15 protein-coding genes are annotated in these 16205 nt (G+C 64.0%); 6 read left to right on the top strand and 9 right to left on the bottom strand.

Annotated elements, in window-relative coordinates:
• Window positions 1–19: 19 nt before the first annotated feature.
• A complete protein-coding gene (locus tag L0U84_RS00645) occupies window positions 20–1303 on the bottom strand; it encodes a cation diffusion facilitator family transporter (protein ID WP_233846277.1) in 1284 nt (427 codons plus the stop codon).
• Here L0U84_RS00645 and L0U84_RS00640 point away from each other — a divergent pair.
• A complete protein-coding gene (locus L0U84_RS00640; RefSeq protein WP_233852078.1) occupies window positions 1202–1486 on the top strand; it encodes a hypothetical protein in 285 nt (94 codons plus the stop codon). The genes L0U84_RS00645 and L0U84_RS00640 overlap by 102 nt on opposite strands.
• 102 nt (window positions 1487–1588) lie before the next feature.
• Here L0U84_RS00640 and L0U84_RS00635 read toward each other — a convergent pair whose 3' ends face one another.
• Both L0U84_RS00635 and L0U84_RS00630 read right to left on the bottom strand, forming a co-directional pair.
• Window positions 1589–1894: an H-NS histone family protein gene (locus L0U84_RS00635; RefSeq protein WP_129956792.1), complete on the bottom strand. Its 306-nt coding sequence runs from the start codon at window positions 1892–1894 to the stop codon at window positions 1589–1591.
• 399 nt (window positions 1895–2293) lie between these two features.
• Window positions 2294–2956, bottom strand: a complete 663-nt coding sequence (locus tag L0U84_RS00630; protein WP_233846269.1) for a HugZ family pyridoxamine 5'-phosphate oxidase — start codon at window positions 2954–2956, stop codon at window positions 2294–2296.
• Window positions 2957–3203: 247 nt separating this feature from the next.
• On the opposite strand from L0U84_RS00630, the gene L0U84_RS00625 reads away from it, so the two are divergent.
• The gene (locus L0U84_RS00625; RefSeq protein WP_233846267.1) at window positions 3204–4418 is read left to right on the top strand and encodes an MFS transporter; all 1215 of its coding nucleotides are present in this window, start codon (window positions 3204–3206) and stop codon (window positions 4416–4418) included.
• Window positions 4419–4630: 212 nt separating this feature from the next.
• Here L0U84_RS00625 and L0U84_RS00620 read toward each other — a convergent pair whose 3' ends face one another.
• Window positions 4631–5776, bottom strand: coding sequence for a branched-chain amino acid ABC transporter substrate-binding protein (locus tag L0U84_RS00620; RefSeq protein ID WP_233846259.1), 1146 nt, complete (start codon window positions 5774–5776; stop codon window positions 4631–4633).
• Window positions 5777–6227: 451 nt separating this feature from the next.
• Window positions 6228–7331 (bottom strand): NAD(P)H-dependent flavin oxidoreductase, encoded by a 1104-nt coding sequence (locus L0U84_RS00615; RefSeq protein WP_233846257.1) that lies wholly within the window; start codon window positions 7329–7331, stop codon window positions 6228–6230.
• 322 nt (window positions 7332–7653) lie between these two features.
• On the opposite strand from L0U84_RS00615, the gene L0U84_RS00610 reads away from it, so the two are divergent.
• Both L0U84_RS00610 and L0U84_RS00605 read left to right on the top strand, forming a co-directional pair.
• On the top strand, window positions 7654–8352 hold the full coding sequence (locus L0U84_RS00610) for a dienelactone hydrolase family protein (RefSeq protein ID WP_233846255.1): 699 nt from the start codon (window positions 7654–7656) through the stop codon (window positions 8350–8352).
• 256 nt (window positions 8353–8608) lie between these two features.
• Entirely contained in the window at window positions 8609–10165 is a 1557-nt protein-coding gene (locus L0U84_RS00605) for an amidase (protein WP_233846253.1), read from the top strand.
• A gap of 169 nt (window positions 10166–10334) precedes the next feature.
• Here L0U84_RS00605 and L0U84_RS00600 read toward each other — a convergent pair whose 3' ends face one another.
• The 3 genes from L0U84_RS00600 to L0U84_RS00590 all read right to left on the bottom strand — a co-directional run bounded on the left by L0U84_RS00600 (window position 10335) and on the right by L0U84_RS00590 (window position 13253).
• Window positions 10335–10646 (bottom strand): high-potential iron-sulfur protein, encoded by a 312-nt coding sequence (locus L0U84_RS00600; protein ID WP_129956786.1) that lies wholly within the window; start codon window positions 10644–10646, stop codon window positions 10335–10337.
• 168 nt (window positions 10647–10814) lie between these two features.
• Window positions 10815–11921, bottom strand: coding sequence for an NAD(P)/FAD-dependent oxidoreductase (locus L0U84_RS00595; RefSeq protein ID WP_233846251.1), 1107 nt, complete (start codon window positions 11919–11921; stop codon window positions 10815–10817).
• Between the two features lie 354 nt (window positions 11922–12275).
• Window positions 12276–13253, bottom strand: a complete 978-nt coding sequence (locus tag L0U84_RS00590) for an AAA family ATPase (RefSeq protein WP_233846249.1) — start codon at window positions 13251–13253, stop codon at window positions 12276–12278.
• Between the two features lie 270 nt (window positions 13254–13523).
• On the opposite strand from L0U84_RS00590, the gene L0U84_RS00585 reads away from it, so the two are divergent.
• Together L0U84_RS00585 and L0U84_RS00580 are read left to right on the top strand one after the other, a co-directional pair.
• On the top strand, window positions 13524–14144 hold the full coding sequence (locus tag L0U84_RS00585; protein ID WP_233846240.1) for a hypothetical protein: 621 nt from the start codon (window positions 13524–13526) through the stop codon (window positions 14142–14144).
• Window positions 14145–14198: 54 nt separating this feature from the next.
• Complete coding sequence (locus L0U84_RS00580) at window positions 14199–14996, top strand: endonuclease/exonuclease/phosphatase family protein (RefSeq protein ID WP_129956782.1); 798 nt, start codon at window positions 14199–14201, stop codon at window positions 14994–14996.
• A 46-nt stretch (window positions 14997–15042) separates the two neighbouring features.
• Here L0U84_RS00580 and L0U84_RS00575 read toward each other — a convergent pair whose 3' ends face one another.
• On the bottom strand, window positions 15043–16047 hold the full coding sequence (locus L0U84_RS00575) for an aldose 1-epimerase (protein ID WP_267939395.1): 1005 nt from the start codon (window positions 16045–16047) through the stop codon (window positions 15043–15045).
• Between the last annotated feature and the right edge of the window lie 158 nt (window positions 16048–16205).

The raw sequence follows: 16205 nt of genomic DNA, 5'->3' as shown, positions 1-16205 counted from the left end.
TGTCCGAAACGCTCCGAACTCAGGCGGCGTTGTGAGGCTCCGTGGCGGTTGACCGACCGCCGGGGGCGACGCCGGTCTTGAGTTCCGCCGCCGAACCGCCTTGCGCCACCGAGATATCCCATTGCAGCAGTATGTCGAGCTTGCGCGCGCCGAGACGACGCTTGAGCGCCTCCAGATCGACGCGGTCGAGCGACTGCGAGTCGCTTTCCAGCAGACGGGCGGCCTCGGCGACGCCTGCGGCGCGCCCGTTACCGGACGCCGCCGCCGGCAACACCACCTCCACGTCGAGCCCGGTGCTCAGGTAGTGCAGATTCACGGCCGCGGCCCGCAAGCCAACCGGCGCCAGCGCCGCGTCGACCTCGGCGCTCACGCGCTCGCGCGTCGGCAGATCGACCGGGGGATGCGCGAGCGCATCGTTTTCCGGATCGACGTGGATCAGCGCATCGAGCACGCGCTTGTCGGTCAGCACACGCAGACGCGCCGACTCCGCGATGTAATGCCCTTCCGAGACCGAAATCATCGGATCGACCAGGATGTGTGCGTCGACGAGCGCGAAATCGCCCATTTTGCGCGTCCGCATTTCGTGCACGTCACGCACGCCTGGGGTGGACATCAGCAACGCGCGCATGTCGGCGGTGGCGGTTTCGTCGAGCGCGCGATCCGACAGATCCTGCAGCGCGTCCCAACCGAAGGTCCAGCCCATGCGCGCGACCATGAAGCCGACGATGGCGGCCGCGATCGGGTCGAGCAGTCGCAAGCCGGCGAGACTGCCGATCACGCCGATCCCCACCACCAGCGACGACGCCGCGTCCGAACGCGCGTGCCATGCGTTCGCGATCAGCATCGCGGAACGCACGCGCTTTGCTTCGCGCAGCATGTAGCGAAACAGCGCTTCCTTGCAGACCAGCACGAGCGCTGCGACCGCGAACGCGCTCATGTGCACGGCGGGAATATTTTGCAGGTCGGCGAGGCGCGTGCCGGCGCGCCACAACATGCCGACACCGACCGAGATCAGCAGCGCGCCGAGAAATAACGACGCCACCGTCTCATAACGGCTATGTCCGTAATTGTGATCCGCGTCGGGCTTTGCTCCGCTATGCCGATTGGCAATCAGCACGACAAAATCGGAAATAAGATCTGCGAGGGAATGGATACCGTCGGCAACTAGCGCCTGCGAGTGCGCGATCGTGCCGATGACGATTTGCAGCGTCATCAACACCGTATTGACCGCAATACTCGCAAAGGTACTTTTGCGGGCAACGCGTTGTTTCTCGGCGGTTTGGGCGATTGCGGCGGACTGCATGCTGAAAAGGGCGGAAAGATCAATTGTTGTTATTGTACCCGCCACGAATCGCGCGCACGGGGAAAGGCACAAAAAAAACCTTTTAAATCAGTCGCTTATCTAAACGAAAAGCATTCGCGTTCAAGTTACGTGAAGCGCATGCGACAAAAATCCAGCGCCGCAAATGACAAAACCGCGCCCTGAACGGTGCGCGGCTTTCGGAGATTCTGCAGCAGGCTATAAACGCTACGGATTGCTGGTATTCGTACTAAGTGCAGGCAACCCCTACCACCCGGCGGATCGTGATTACTTCTGGATCAGAAATTTTTCGCGATCAAGACCTGCGATCCAACGCGGCGGCTTGCCGCGGCCGGACCACGTGCTGCCGCTTTCCGGGTCGCGGTATTTAGGCGCGACGCCTGCGCGCGGGCGGCTCGCTTTAGCGCCGCCCTTCGGTGCGCGGCCGCCGCCGAGTTCGCTCAGCGAGATGCCGTAGTCCGCCATTTTCTGCTTGATTTCATTCAAGACTTCCGCGTATTCGCGCGACTTCGCTTCTTCAATCTGCTTTTCGAGCTTCTCGCGCTGCGCGAGCAGTTCCTTGTATGAAGACATAGGTTCCCTTGTGGTATGGATAAATGACCGCCGGTCTTATGCCGACTTGCCCTTTGAAGGTTTCATGCCTCGGAATTTGATGGCGAGATTAACACAAAATAGAAAGACTGGATAAGCGCCCGGGGAAAATTAATTTAAATTCGTTTCAAAAAGTTTCCTACGCCGCTTCTGCATCGGGCTAGGCCCTTTCAATTAGATGATTTCGCATGTCACTGAAAAAAACCCATTCGCATGCATATTTATACGATTTAGCTATCAGGAAATGAGACTAGAGACGTCTATTGCATATCAAACATTTCATGGCATGAAAGCTTTGGATCGAATAAGTGCGCACTATTGCGGCGAGAGCGCGTTCGTCGCGACTGGTGCATGCGTGTTTTCCCGATAAACGATAAATGCTTAATTCGCATGCCGTTCGATGCAGACTTCGAGCGCCGCGCGCAAAGAGCCGGTATCGGAGCGTCCGTTATCGAATGCGAAACGATGGCGCGCGCCGTTTCGCTTCAGATCCGCGCCATAACGGTCGACGCCCAACAATATGACTTCGCCCGCGCCAATTAGCCGCTGACCGAATTCCGCGATCAGCGCGTCCTCCTCGCTGGCTGCGAGCGGCGGCAGCGGATCGAGTTCGGCGCCGTCGAGCCAGCCCATCGCGCCGAAGCCGCCGATGTAGCGCAACCGCTCGAGCTCCATGATCCAGAACGTGAAATCGCCCAGTACCAGATAGCGCTCCGCATCCGGGTGATAGCGCAGATAGCGGCGCACCAGTTCCGGACTCGGGTCGACCGGCTCGAAGCGGCCGAGCAGCGTGACGCGCTGGCCGCCCAGCACGTCGCCGTCGGGTGCGTCGACGGCCAGAAATCCGGCGCGCGGGTCGGCGTGCAGATTGTGCGTGTGCTCCGCGAGCCGGCTCACGAGGATCGTCGGACGATGCCGCGCGTCCGGCGCAAACGGCAGCACCGACGGATATGGAAAGCCCTCGGGCTGGCGCGCGTGCGTGGCGAGCGTGCCGACCGCGGCCGTGTGCAGCAGATGCAGCGGAGCGTGAGCGGGAATGTTCAACTGAGCGTTCCTCGGTGAATTAGGAATGAACGGAGAGCGGTGAGGTTGAAAAGCCGCCCTGCGCGGCGATGCGAAAATCACCCGCGGCGCCCCAAAGCATGACATCCGGCCCTACCGCTTCGTTGCATCCACAGTGTTTCATCGTATGCGTCCGAGACCGCGGCTCCAAGCGTAAGCCACCACGCTTCGATAGAATCGAAGATTCGCTTTCAATGCGCTTTCTCGCGCACTCCGCCTCGAGACCTCCGTGCCCGATCACCAAACCTCCGAATTCGCCGTTTTGCCCGCCGCGCATCGCGATCTGTCCGTGACCGCACGGCAACGGGCACGCATCGCCACAATGGCGGTTTTTTTCATCGCCGGCATGATGTACGCGTCGTGGGGTGTGCACGTGCCGACGGTGCGCGACCGCTTCCATCTGAATCCGGCGATGCTGTCGTTCGCGTTGTTCGCGGTGGCGGGCGGATCAATCGGCGCGATGGTGACCAACGCGTCGTGGATCGCGCGGGTCGGCACGCGCCGCGCCTGTCTGGCCGGCGGCCTCGCGATGGCCGCCTGCGCGGCGCTGATTCTGGTCGTCCCGGCGTACTGGACCCTGCTGGTCGTGCTGGCCGTCTTCGGCGCGGGCATGGCCACCCTCGACGTCGCGATGAACGCCGAAGCAAGCGCCGTCGAAAAAGCGCTCGGCAAGCCGATCATGTCGTCGCTGCACGGGATGTTCAGCCTTGGCGGCATGTTCGGCGCGGCGGTCGGCGGAGCGTTGCTGTCGCGCGGCATGGCGCCGGCTGTGCATCTCGCGCTCGCCGCGGCGGCCAGCGCGCTCGTGCTGGTGCTCGCGTGCCCGTCGGTGCTGCCGCACGTGCCGCACGCCGAGCATCCCGATGCCGCGACGCCGCGTGCGAGCCGCTGGCGCTCGCCGGCGCTGTGGGCGCTCGGCACGATGGCGCTGGTCGCGCTGATCGCCGAAGGCGCGATGTACGACTGGGCCACGGTCTACATGCGCGATGTCGTACTGTCGACGCCCGCACTCGCGAGCGCCGCCTACGCGGCGTTTTCCGGCGGCATGGCGGCCGCGCGTTTTGCCGGCGACGCGGTGCGCGCCCGCTTCGGCGCGCCGCAGCTCGTGATGATCAGCGCGGCGCTCGCGTGCGCCGGCATGGTCGACGCGTTGCTGCTGCCGAATCCGGTAGCCGCGCTCGCCGGCTTTGCGCTGATCGGCCTGGGCCTCGCGAACATGATGCCGGTGCTGTTCGCGGCGGCGGCGAGCGTGAAAGGCATCCACGCGGCCGAGGGGCTCGCGCACGTCGCTGGGCTTGCCTATTTCGGGTTGCTGCTCGGGCCGGTGATCATCGGCGCGGTCGCGCAGGTGACCAATCTGACCATTGGGCTGTCGGTCGTCGCCGTCTGCGCCGCGATGATCGCGCTCGTCGGGCCGAAGGTGCTGCGGCGTTTGAAGATCTGAGGCGAGCGCGCGTTCACGTATTGCGAGGCGCATCGCGTGCTTTCAGTCCTTTTTCACGCCCACGATCATCGCCATCAAACTGTTGATTCAACGGAATTTTGCTAGCGCGTCGAATGCGCCCAAAAAGAAAAGGCACGCAAGCCTGACGGCCCACGTGCCTCTTTAGCAGCGAATCGAAGTGCGGCGCGACGCCGCCTTCGATCACACCGGAATTACATCTTCACTACGTCGAGCAGCGTCTTCTTGCCTTGCTTGTAGTTGTACAGCGAGATCACGCCGTGCTGCAGGTCGCCCTTCGAATCGAACGTCGTTTCGCCGATCACGCCCTTGTAGTCGGTCGCCGGCATCGCTGCCAGGATCTTCGCCGGATCGGTCGAGTTAGCGCGCTTCATCGCGTCGACGATGATGTACACCGCGTCATACGTGAACGGCGCGTAAATCTGGATCGGCTGGCCGAAGCGCTTCTCGTACTTCGTTTCGAACGCCTTGCCGCCCGCCATCTTTTCGAGCGCCATGCCGGCTTCCGAGCAGACGATGTTGTCGGTTGCGTCGCCGGCCAGATCGGACAGCTTGTCGGTACACACGCCGTCGCCTGCCAGCACCTTCGCGCGCAGGCCGAGCTGCTTCGCCTGCTTCGCGAACGGGCCGCCGGTTGCGTCCATACCGCCGTACATGATCGCGTCAGGGTTTTCACCCTTGATCTTCGTCAGAATCGCGCGGAAGTCGACGGCCTTGTCGTTCGTTGCGTCGTGCGACACGACGTTCATACCGAGCGACTTCGCGGTCTTCTCGAACTCGTTCGCGAGACCCTGGCCGTAAGCCGTCGAGTCGTCGACGATCGCGACGCTCTTCACCTTCATGCCTTTAGCCGCGTAGTTCGCAAGTGCCGGGCCTTGCTGCGCGTCGGTCGCGACGACGCGGTAGGTCGTCTTGAAGCCTTGCTGCGTGTAGGCCGGGTTCGTTGCGGACGGCGAGATCTGCACGATGCCCGCATCGCTATAGATCTTCGAGGCCGGGATCGAGGTGCCCGAGTTCAGGTGGCCGACCACGGCGACTACCTTGTCGTCGACGAGCTTCTGCGCAACCTGCGTAGCCGTACGGGGGTCAGCCGCGTCGTCCTGCGCGTCCAGTTGCAGCGTGATCTTCTGGCCGCCGATCGTGAGGCCCTTCGCGTTGATTTCCTCGACGGCGAGGCGCGCGCCGTTCTCGTTGTCCTTACCCAGGTGAGCGATACCGCCAGTCAACGGCGCAACGTGACCGATCTTGACGACCGTGTCGGCCGCGGCCGATGTTGCCAACGTCGCGAACAGCATCGCCGCAGCGCTGATCGGCAACAGCTTTTGAATTTTGATGTTCATGTAAGTCTCCAGTTTCGGTCAAAACAACGTAATCGCCCTGTGCCCCGCTTCCCCTACACGTGTCGCTCAGTCCCGTGGACGACCACGCCGGTTGCATCGTTCATGCACTTGGCCAGTACGTTTACCGGACCGTTTGTGACAGTTGGCAAACCGTACTTGCGCGCAAGTGTAGGCCATCAAATTAATTTGGGGGAATTTTTTGAGAAAGTGGGAACAACACTAATAGCGCAGTTCCTGGGCGAGCCACTCACGGCTTCGGTAAGCGGGCCGAAAAGCCCCTGCCCATGCGGGTTTCCGCTAATTGGGAGGTTTCTCCGCGGAGCCGGATTTAACCTTTTTCCGAGTTCTATCGCATGTGATTCGAAGGGTTTTTCAAATCAAAAATGTGGCGTACCGCACAGGATTGTGAGTGCGGCAAAAAACTTAAATCAGGCTTAAATCGGCCACGCAATCAACGCATGAACGCGGCGATTCGCACGGTGGCCGCCTGCCATTCCTGCTCGAGCTGCGCCATCAGTTCGGCCGCGCCGAGTGCTTCGGCGCGCACGCGGCCAAGCGGCGCACCCTGCCCCGCCCACAGCGACAGATAATCGCCGTTCTGCGCGCGAGCGGCGCATTGCCGCAGTTCCTGCGTCAGTGCGTTTTGCACCGGGTACGGTGCGATGCTTTGCGCCGCTTCGCGCAAACGTTGCATCAACGGATTGCGGATGCCGCGCGCGTGACGGCCCGTGATCGCGCGTGTCACCGTGGTCGCTGTATCGGACATGCCGCGCACGCGGGTTTTCCATACCTCGGGAATCGCGCTCTCGCGGCTGGTCAGAAACGCGGTGCCCATCATCGCGGCTTGCGCGCCGAGCGCGAGTGCCGCGACGATGCCGCGACCGTCCATGATGCCGCCGGCTGCGAGCACCGGCAGCCCGGTCGCGTCGACCAGTTGCGGCACGAGCGCCATGGTGCCGACCAGCGCATCTTCGAATGGGCCGATGAACGTGGCGCGATGCGCGCCCGCTTCCGCACCTTGCGCGGCGACAGCATCGGCGCCGGCATCGCGCCACGCGATGCCTTCGGCAACATGCGTCGCAGTCCCAACTACATAGCTGCCGCTCCCGTGCAAACGCTCGACGTCGGCCGCCGATAGCAGTCCGAACGTAAAGCCGGCGACCGGCACATGCAATTCGATCAGCACCTCCAGTTGCGCGCGAAAGTCAGGCGCATAGCGGACGAGCGGCTGGCCCGGCGGCAAACCGAGATCGGCGCGCAGCGGATCGATCGCGTCGAGCGCGCGGCGCACGGTCGCCTGATTGGGCGAGACGGGATCGAGCACGAACAGATTCACGCCGAACGGGCGATCGGTCAGTGCGCGAATAGCCGCGACCTCGCTCGCGATCTTCTCGGGTGCGAGCGCCGCGCCCGCGAGAAAACCAAGTCCGCCCGCATTCGATACCGCCGCGACGAGCGCCGGCGTGGTCGCGCCGCCGGCCATCGGCGCCTGCACCACAGGTACGCGCATCTGGAACCGCTCGGCAAACGGCGTCACAAAACTGCCTTCATTCATGTTCGTTTCCTTTCCGGCGCAAAGCCGTCGATATGCCGATCCACGGGTTCTTCGACAGGTTCGCGAGATGCGCTGACAAGCGCGACCCATCACGCGCTGACTGTACGCATACGCGCCATCGTTGAGAAATGAATTATCGAGATCGTTTCAATCGCCTTACGAGAATCGAGGTGCGCCGCATCAGCCGCGAGGCCCCGTCCCGCCTCGCTGCAAGCCGTTTCTTTTGATGGCAAACTAAGCGCCCGTTGCAGGGCCGCGTGGCCTTGGGCGTTTCGTACACACCGAACTCGCGCGGCGTTCGCGCGAGTCAATGGAGAACAGCATGAGCACGACTTCCCGATGGATCGACATCCCCGCCGGCAACGACAGTTTCGGCGGCTACCTCGCGCTGCCGAAGGGCGGCAAGGGACCGGCCGTCATCATCATTCAGGAAATCTTCGGCGTGAACGGCCACATCCGCTCGGTCGCGGATCAGTACGCGCAGGACGGCTATGTCGCGCTCGCCCCGGACGTGTTCTGGCGCGTGCAGCCGCGCGTCGAATTGACGTATGAAGGCAAGGATCGCGAGAAGGGCATCGAGTTGATGCAAAAGACCAAACTCGACGACGCGGTCGCCGACATCGGCGCCGCTGCGGTCGCATTGCGCGCGCTGCCTGAGGTGACCGGCAAGATCGCGGCGATCGGCTACTGCTTCGGCGGCCGTCTCGCTTATCTGGCCGCGGCGGCTGGTTCGGTCGACGCCGCTATCGCCTACTACGGCGGCGGCATCCACAACCATCTCGACAAGGCCGCGAACGTCAAAGTACCGATGCAGTTCCACTACGGCGAGCTCGACGCGCATATTCCGCCGTCGGACATTGGCCAGATTCAGGAGCGCTTCGCGGGTCGCGCCGACGTGCAGTTCAACATCTACCCGAACGCGGATCACGGCTTCAACTGCTCGGAGCGTGCGTCGTACAACCAGCACGCGTCCGCACTGGCGCATGGCCGTACGCTGACGTTCCTCGGCGAGCGGATGTAACTCGCGGTCGCGGCGTTCAGTCTGAACCCGCCGCATTGCTCATGTGATCGCCAGCTCGTGCATTTGAATTGAGCATTTGAAGTGCGTATTCGAATTCACATGAGTCACGTCCGCGTTCAACTCGGGTACTCTGTGCAAGACGGCGTGTACGCCAACACGCCGTCTTTTCACATGTGCGACGCCCGAGCGGCACAACTCGATGTCGAGCGAAACGACGCAGTCGCGCGTGCATGGCCGGTCACGAATTCGACGCAGTATGCCAACCGATCGCGAGGGCTCAACCGACGTGCAATCAGACTATCTCGCTCATGACGCCATCGGCCTCGCCGAACTCGTGCGCACGCGCCAGGTTAGCGCGCGCGAACTGATCGACGTCGCGATCTCGCGTACCGAGGCCGTCAATCCCGCGATCAACGCGGTGGTTCTGAAGGACTACGATGCGGCGCGCCAGCGTGCGTCACAGGACGACGCGAAGCGCGCGAATACCGTCGGCGGCGCCAACGGAACGGACAACTCCGCCGCCCACGCCGCGCTCACCGGCGTACCGTTTCTGATCAAGGATCTCGGCGCGCCCGTTGCGGGACTGCGCATGGCAATGGGCAGCCGCCACTACCGCCATTTCATTCCGACGCAGGACGCGCCGGTCGTCGCGCTCGCGAAAGCGGCGGGCCTGAACATCTTCGCGAAGACCAGCACCTCCGAGCTTGGTCAGATGCCTTATACGGAGCCCGAACTATTCGGCGCATGCCGCAATCCGTGGAACCTGGATCACACGCCGGGCGGTTCGAGCGGCGGCGCCGCGGCGGCGGTCGCGGCCGGCATCGTGCCGCTCGCGCATGCGTCCGATGGCGGCGGCTCGATCCGCATTCCGGCATCGTGCTGCGGACTGTTCGGCCTGAAACCCTCGCGCGGTCGCGTGCCGCGCGCGGCGCAGGCCAGCGCCGGCGAACTCGGCATCGATCACGCCGTGTCGCGCAGCGTGCGCGACAGCGCATTGCTGCTCGACTTGCTGGCGGGCAATGCCGAGCGGCCCGCCGGCGCGCCCGGCACCTTTCTCGGTGCGACGCGCGAGCCGTGCAAGCCTCTGACGATCGCGTACGTGACCGAGCCGATGCTCGCGCCGTCGTTATCGGCCGATGCGCGCGCCGCACTCGACGACGCCGCGCAACTCGCGAGTTCGCTCGGCCATCGTCTGGAGCCGGTGTCGCTCGGCGTCGATTTCGCGGCGGTCCGTCATGCATTCCTGACACTGTGGTCGGTGACCGCCGAAGACCTCGTGCTGAACGCGGAGCGCATCACCGGTCACAAGCCGACGCGCGGCGAGTTCGAAATTTCGACGTGGGCGATGGCGCACGTCGGCCGCAAGATCGGCGAGCAGGGCTTGCCGGCCGCGCTCGACGAACAGCGCCGCATCACCGCACGTCTGACCGATCTGCTGAACCGGTACGACGTGTTGTTGTGTGCGACGCTCGCGTCCGCGCCGATCAAGATCGGCGAGATGCGGCCCAGCTCCGTCGAGCGCATGCAGATGCGCGCGGTCACCACCATGCCGCTCGAACCGTTGATGAAGAAACTGCTGCACGAAGCGTCGAACAAGGCGTTCGCATGGGCCGGCTGCACGGAGCTGTTCAACCTGAGCGGCCAGCCGGCGATGTCGGTGCCCTTGTACTGGAGCGCGCGCGGGCTGCCGATCGGCGTGCAGTTCGCCGCGCGTGTCGGCGGCGAGGCGACGCTGTTCAGACTCGCCGCGCAACTGGAGGCGGCACGGCCGTGGTTCGACCGGCGCCCACCGTTGATGAATGCGCGGCGCTAAAAATCCAGCGGCCCGCTGCCATGAAGCCTTTTGAATGCAGCCCGGCTTGCGCCGCGCAGCGTGCGCCGCACGCGCCGCAAAACGCCACGACGCGCGCAGCCACGGGTTGCACCGCGCGATTGCCGCGCATCCCGCGCAATGCCTGTCGGCAAGGCCGACGCAGGCTCGATCAGGCCTTCTTGTTATAGGCGCTGCACCATCCCGTGGCCGCGACCTGCTTGCCCGCGAACATCGGGCAGCCGCCGTACGCGTCGCCCGCCTTGCCCTGGAAGAAGCTGCAGTTGCTGCATTCCTGGCCAGCGGCGAATTTGGTGAATTTCGCCTTGTCGACCTTGCTTGCGTCGGCCTTGTAGCCAAGCGCGACCGCGGTCGGATCGGTTTCGGAAACTTTCGGCGCGTCGGCAAATGCCTGGCGCGACAGCGCGAGCGTCGATGCCACACCGATGCTGGTGATCAAAAACGTACGACGGGACGATCTCATGGGGACTCACTCCATTTGTATTGGAATCAACGCCGTTCTGATGACAGCGTTCGCCAAGCATAGCAACGAAGCCGTCGCCCGGGAGCAGCCAAATGGTAGAGATAAGCGGATCGGTACGATGCCAAGGCCGCTTCAAAGGCCGCTTCAAAGCCCGCTTCAAAGCCCGCTTCACCCGCGCCCGGACAGCTCGCAGACCCGCTGCGCGATCGCCAGCGATGCCGTCAGCCCCGGCGATTCGATGCCGAACAGATTGACGAGCCCACGTACGCCATGCGCGGCCGGCCCCTGAATCACGAAATCCGCGGCGGGCTCGCCGGGACCGGAAAGCTTCGGACGAATCCCCGCGTAGGCGGGCTGCAATGCGCCATCGGGCAAGGCCGGCCAGTACGCGCGAATCGCCGCATAAAACGACTCCGCGCGACGCGGATCGACGTCGTAATTGATCGCGTCGACCCATTCGACGTCGGGGCCGAAACGCGCCTGGCCGCCGAGATCGATCGTCAGATGCACACCGAGGCCGGCCTCGTTCGGCATCGGATAGATCAGCCGGCCGAACGGCGCACGTCCCGAGATGCTGAAGTAATTGCCGCGTGCGAAATACAGCGGCGGCACGTGGCGCGCGTCGAGTCCGCGAATCCTGCGTGCAAGCGCGTTCGCATGCAGGCCCGCGCTGTTGATCACGCAGGCGGCGCTGATCGTGGTCGGTGCCGCACCGCCGACCGCGATGGTGAAACGACCGTTGTGCGCCTCGATCGCCTCGACCGGCGCGTGGAACGCGCACACGGCGCCGTCGCGCTCGGCATCGCCTTGCAGCGCGAGCATGTACTGATGACTATCGACGATCCCCGTCTGCGGTGAAAACACCGCCTCCACGCATTCGAGCGCCGGTTCGAGCGCCTGCGCCTGATCGCCGGTGATGCGCATCAGGTCGAGCACACCGTTGTCGCGCCCTTTGGACATGATGCTTTCGAGCTGCGGAATCTGGTTGCGCGACGTCGCGACCAGCAGCTTGCCGCAGCGCGAATGCGGCACGTTGCGCTCGGCGCAATAGTCATACAGCATTTCGCGGCCGAGCACGCACAACGTGGCCTTCAGCGATCCGCGCGGATAGTAGATGCCCGCGTGAATCACTTCGCTATTGCGCGAACTCGTGCCGACGCCGATCGCCTCGGCGCCCTCCAGCACGATCACCTCGCGCCCGCGCGCCGCGAGAGCGCGCGCCGTCGCGAGGCCGATCACGCCGGCACCGATCACTACACATTCGATCTGATCCATATCCGTTGACGCGGCGCATTGCGCCGCGCGCTGCCTCGTTCAGCCGATGGAAGGAAGACAGGAACGGCACCTCGCCGCCGCGCTCCGTTTGTTGTCGAACGCATCTGTCCGCTGGTCTGCTTATATCTTTTTATCACCACCACGGAAAATTGTACGACTCGGTACAGACAGAAGTGACATGCGTTCGTGCGCACCGATCGGGCGATGGCGGCGCAGGCTGGCTTGGTTCCGTCATCCACGTCGAAAACAGAAATAATTGCCGTGGCATTCACGACACACGCCGTACGAATTGCCGCGACATCCGCCCAAATCACAGAAAAGCGGGGGTTTGGTGCGAAAAAACGGCCGAAAACCTCAAAAACCGATCGGTTTTCGCCGGTTTCCGTAATCGAGGCGGATATCGGCGGGTTCGATCTGGTCGCGTCCCGCGATGCGCGCCGCACCGAAGCCGTTCAGGATCGCGCGGCGCATTTCGCGGGGCGACGCACGTTCGAGCGCATCGAGCGTGGCGTCGCCGAGCGTCTCGGGAAAGCGCAGGCCCCAGTTGTGCGCGCCGCGGATCTCGTCGTAGATCGACTGCGCAATGCGTCGCGCGCCCGCGTGGTCCGGCGGCGGGATCTCGTAGACGTTCATGCGGTTCAGGATCGGCTCGGGGATCGCGCGTTCGTCGTTGGCGGTCGCGATCCAGATCACGTTGCCCGCGTTGATCGGAATTTCAGCGAACTCGTCGATGAAGCTCTGGGCGGTGTCATGTTCGAGCAGCGCGTACAGCGCGCCTAGCGGATCGTATTGTGAATCGCCGGTCGCCTTGTCGATTTCGTCGACGGCGATCACCGGGTTCGCGTAGCTGCCATTCACGAGCGCATCGAACACCTTGCCCGGCTTCGCGTTCTTCCATTGCGACGACGCACCCGACAGGATCCAGCCCGCCGTCAGCGAACTCATCGCGACGTATTGGTACGCGGTGCCCAGCAGGCGCGCCAACTGCTTCGCGAAATGCGTCTTGCCGATGCCGGGCTCGCCGAGCAGCAGGATCGGCATCAATTCGAGCCGGTCCTCGGTTTCGAGGCACAGCGCGACCTGCTTGCGGATGTCGTCGAGTGGTGCGGAAAAATTGGGCAGCGCGTCGATCAGGTCGTCGATCGACGGCATCCGGTTCGGCTTCACGCAGAATCGCAGATTGCCGGTTTTCAGCATCTTTTCGTAGGTTGCGCGCAGCGCCTCGTTCGCGCCCTCGCCGAGACCGTTCAGCGCGGTCTCGACCTCGTCCAGGTCGTACACCCGGCTGAACGAGGCCACGGCGATTTCCTGTTTGACCATTGCTGTCGTCATCGCTCACCCCGTTTGGCTGATTCTGCGGCGGCGCCTTGTGAGCGCCGATTCGAGTCCAGTTTAGCGAGGACATAAACGCGTGCAAGCCAGCAGTCGTGCGGCTCTGCTGCTAACGACCGCTGGCATTCCCATCCTTATCTGGAATGGATTGTTGCTGAACCGGACCTCGTCGACCGAGTCAGAAATCGTGGCGGCTATCGGGGGTAAGATGGCTCTTCAATTGCTACGACGAGGCAACCACGCAAGCTACGCGTGAGCGGAGATCCCTCTATGTGGAAAACCAGTATCGTGGCCATGCTGCTTGGCGCTTCATTGCTCGCCCACGCGCAACAACTGCCACCGCAGCAGGTCGTGCAATGGCAACTGCAGGTAGTGAAAGATGGCCAACAGATCGATTCGTTCGACGGCACCACCACCGTCGGTCAGGCACGCACCGATACCCATCACCAGGTCGTGCAGCACGACGTCGGCTGCAAGGACCAGCCGGCCGGCAGCATCGATCTGTCGCGCACGCTCACGGTGTCGCCGCTGCGCGTCGATCCCGAGGGCGTGATGTTTTCGATCGACACGCAGGAAACGCTCGAAGACGACAACGCGCAGCGCACCAACATCGGCTGCAAGCTGCCGCCGCAGCCGCGCCAGGTAAGCGCGAGCCATCCGGGTCTCGTGGTGCCGCCCGATCAATGGGCGAGCTGGACGATCGTCGATCACAATCCGAACCTCGTGTATCGCTTGCATGCGAGTGTCGTGACTAACGGTGCGAACGGCAACGGCACGAATGGAGCCATAAGCGGTGGCACAAGCGGTGGCACAAGCGGTGGCACGAGCGGCGGCACGAATGGCGGTATGAGCGGCAATGGCGCCGCGGCCGGCGGCAACAAACCGAACTGACAGGAACCGCGCGCCTGACCGACGCGCTCAAACAGAACACGTGGATAACGCGGCATGCGAAACCCAGAAGAATTGATCCGCGAGAGCCTCGCGCCGAATGATTTCGTCGCGGTGAGCTGGAACTTGCACAAGGGCCGCACACCGCTTGGTTTTCAGGCCTGGCAAGCGATGCAGAGCTGGGTTCAATCGACTCACGCGGACGCTTACTTCCTGCAGGAAGCGATGGCGCGGCGCATGCCGTCGCCGGTTCTGGCGAGCAGCTTCGGCGCGCCGATGGATGATCCGCTGACCGACGTATGGCACTGTCAGGCGACCGAAATCGCGCGTGCGCTCGAACTCGAAGTCGCGCTCGGTCCGAACGTGTTCAAGCCGTCGTGGCGGCACGGTAATGCGATCCTGTCGCCGCATCCGCTCGATCTCGGCGGCCGCTGGGACATCTCCGCGCACCGCTTCGAAAAACGCGGCCTGCTGGTTGCGCGCGCGACGTTCGGCGGACGGCTCGTCACGCTGCTCTGCGCGCATCTCGCGCTGACGCGCCCGGCGCGGTTACGGCAGATGAACTGGATTGCGCACTGGATCGCGAAGGAAGCCCCCGACGGTCCGCTCGTGCTGGCCGGCGATTTCAACGACTGGCGCAACGACTCGGTGCCGCTGTTTCGCGAGCACGGCTTGCAGGAAGTCGCGACGCTGCTCGGCGAACCGGCGCGCACGTTCCCGGCGTTCTCGCCGGCGCTGTCGCTCGACAAGATGTTCGTGCGCGGCATGCAGCCGGTCGAATGGATCCAGCCGGCGCAGGAAACCGCGTGGCTGTCGGATCATTTGCCGTATATGGCGAAGTTGCGGCTGGACTAAGCGCCTCCGGTCGTTGCGCTTTCGCCACCGCAAAGCGCGCGCCCCCTCACTCGCGATGCGGCGTCCAGCTCAACGCCGCCTCGATCTCTTCGCCCGGCTGCAACACGCAGCCACCAACCTGCTCGCCCATCCCGACCGCGTTGAAGCAATCCGTCGTATTCGTGACCGGCTCCACGCATAGCTGCGGATCGTTGGCCGGCGCGAACACGACCATGTGATCGAACGGCGCGTCGGCGCGCATCGTCAGGCTGCGGCGCTCGTCGGGCCATGCGATCGTCGCCGCGCGCGACCAGTTCGAAAAGTTGTTGTCGAGATCGAACGCATCGGGTGACAGGCCCGCGCGCAAGGCATCGACGGCTGGATGCGGGCCGAGATGCGTCGGCAGCACGTCGGCGTCGGCGTGCCACATCGCCTGCACGTCGGCATGGATGCGGGTCGCTTCAGTGCGCGGATAGTAAGGGTGATGGCCCATGCCGAACGGCATCGGCCGGCCGGCGAGATTGCGCGCCGACATCGTGATGTAGAGCGCGCCATCGCGCAGCTCGATGCGCTGCCGCGCGCGATAGCGAAACGGCCAGTCACCGGGCACGCTCGCATCGGGCTCGTGCTCGAAGTGCAAGTCCACCACGTTGCCGCTGCGCGCGCCGACGCGCCACGGATGACGCCACGCGTTGCCGTGCAGCGCATGCGCGAAACGCGGGTCGTTGCCGGCCAGATCGATCGTCGCGCCGTCGAACGCAAAGCGCGCATCGCGAATCCGGTTGCAGTACGGGAATAGCGGGAAACTCGCCATGCGTAGCGGATCGCGCGCTGCGAACGCGTCCGGCAGCGCCGGCCGCAGCCAGTGCAGCGGCCCTTGCGGCGTGACTTCGTAGAACGCCGCGAGCGCGCCGCCAACCTCCGGCGCGAGCACCGCGCGCAACGCGCCGGCCGACAACGTGACGAGGCGCGCGGCGATCGTGGGATCGTCGAGCCATGAGAGTTGCGCCGCCGATCGTGTCACGGCTTGTGCCGCGTGCGGCCGGGCAGGATTCAGGGAAACGTCGCGCATGGTCAGGCGAGGGGCAACCGCGAGCGGGTGGCGGCTTCAACGTGCATTCGTATCTCCTTTGACATGCCGCGCACCAGGCGGCCGGCGGACTACCTCAGTCCGCCCGAGCGAGAATCGCACGACACGGCATTATTGGTCAATATTATTAGTAATAAATT

The organism is Paraburkholderia sp. HD33-4 (assembly GCF_021390635.1).
GTDB lineage: Bacteria > Pseudomonadota > Gammaproteobacteria > Burkholderiales > Burkholderiaceae > Paraburkholderia.
The sequence above is the reverse complement of the archived record's forward strand: the minus strand, read 5'-3'. Positions and strand labels throughout refer to the sequence as shown.

What these genes read in the sequence shown, in the direction of transcription:
- L0U84_RS00645 (WP_233846277.1), bottom strand. Translation starts at nt 1,303, where the DNA reads ATGCAGTCCGCCGCAATCGCCCAAACCGCCGAGAAACAACGCGTTGCC.
- L0U84_RS00635 (WP_129956792.1), bottom strand. Translation starts at nt 1,894, where the DNA reads ATGTCTTCATACAAGGAACTGCTCGCGCAGCGCGAGAAGCTCGAAAAG.
- L0U84_RS00620 (WP_233846259.1), bottom strand. Translation starts at nt 5,776, where the DNA reads ATGAACATCAAAATTCAAAAGCTGTTGCCGATCAGCGCTGCGGCGATG.
- L0U84_RS00615 (WP_233846257.1), bottom strand. Translation starts at nt 7,331, where the DNA reads ATGAATGAAGGCAGTTTTGTGACGCCGTTTGCCGAGCGGTTCCAGATG.
- L0U84_RS00610 (WP_233846255.1), top strand. Translation starts at nt 7,654, where the DNA reads ATGAGCACGACTTCCCGATGGATCGACATCCCCGCCGGCAACGACAGT.
- L0U84_RS00605 (WP_233846253.1), top strand. Translation starts at nt 8,609, where the DNA reads ATGCCAACCGATCGCGAGGGCTCAACCGACGTGCAATCAGACTATCTC.
- L0U84_RS00600 (WP_129956786.1), bottom strand. Translation starts at nt 10,646, where the DNA reads ATGAGATCGTCCCGTCGTACGTTTTTGATCACCAGCATCGGTGTGGCA.
- L0U84_RS00595 (WP_233846251.1), bottom strand. Translation starts at nt 11,921, where the DNA reads ATGGATCAGATCGAATGTGTAGTGATCGGTGCCGGCGTGATCGGCCTC.
- L0U84_RS00590 (WP_233846249.1), bottom strand. Translation starts at nt 13,253, where the DNA reads ATGACGACAGCAATGGTCAAACAGGAAATCGCCGTGGCCTCGTTCAGC.
- L0U84_RS00585 (WP_233846240.1), top strand. Translation starts at nt 13,524, where the DNA reads ATGTGGAAAACCAGTATCGTGGCCATGCTGCTTGGCGCTTCATTGCTC.
- L0U84_RS00580 (WP_129956782.1), top strand. Translation starts at nt 14,199, where the DNA reads ATGCGAAACCCAGAAGAATTGATCCGCGAGAGCCTCGCGCCGAATGAT.
- L0U84_RS00575 (WP_267939395.1), bottom strand. Translation starts at nt 16,047, where the DNA reads ATGCGCGACGTTTCCCTGAATCCTGCCCGGCCGCACGCGGCACAAGCC.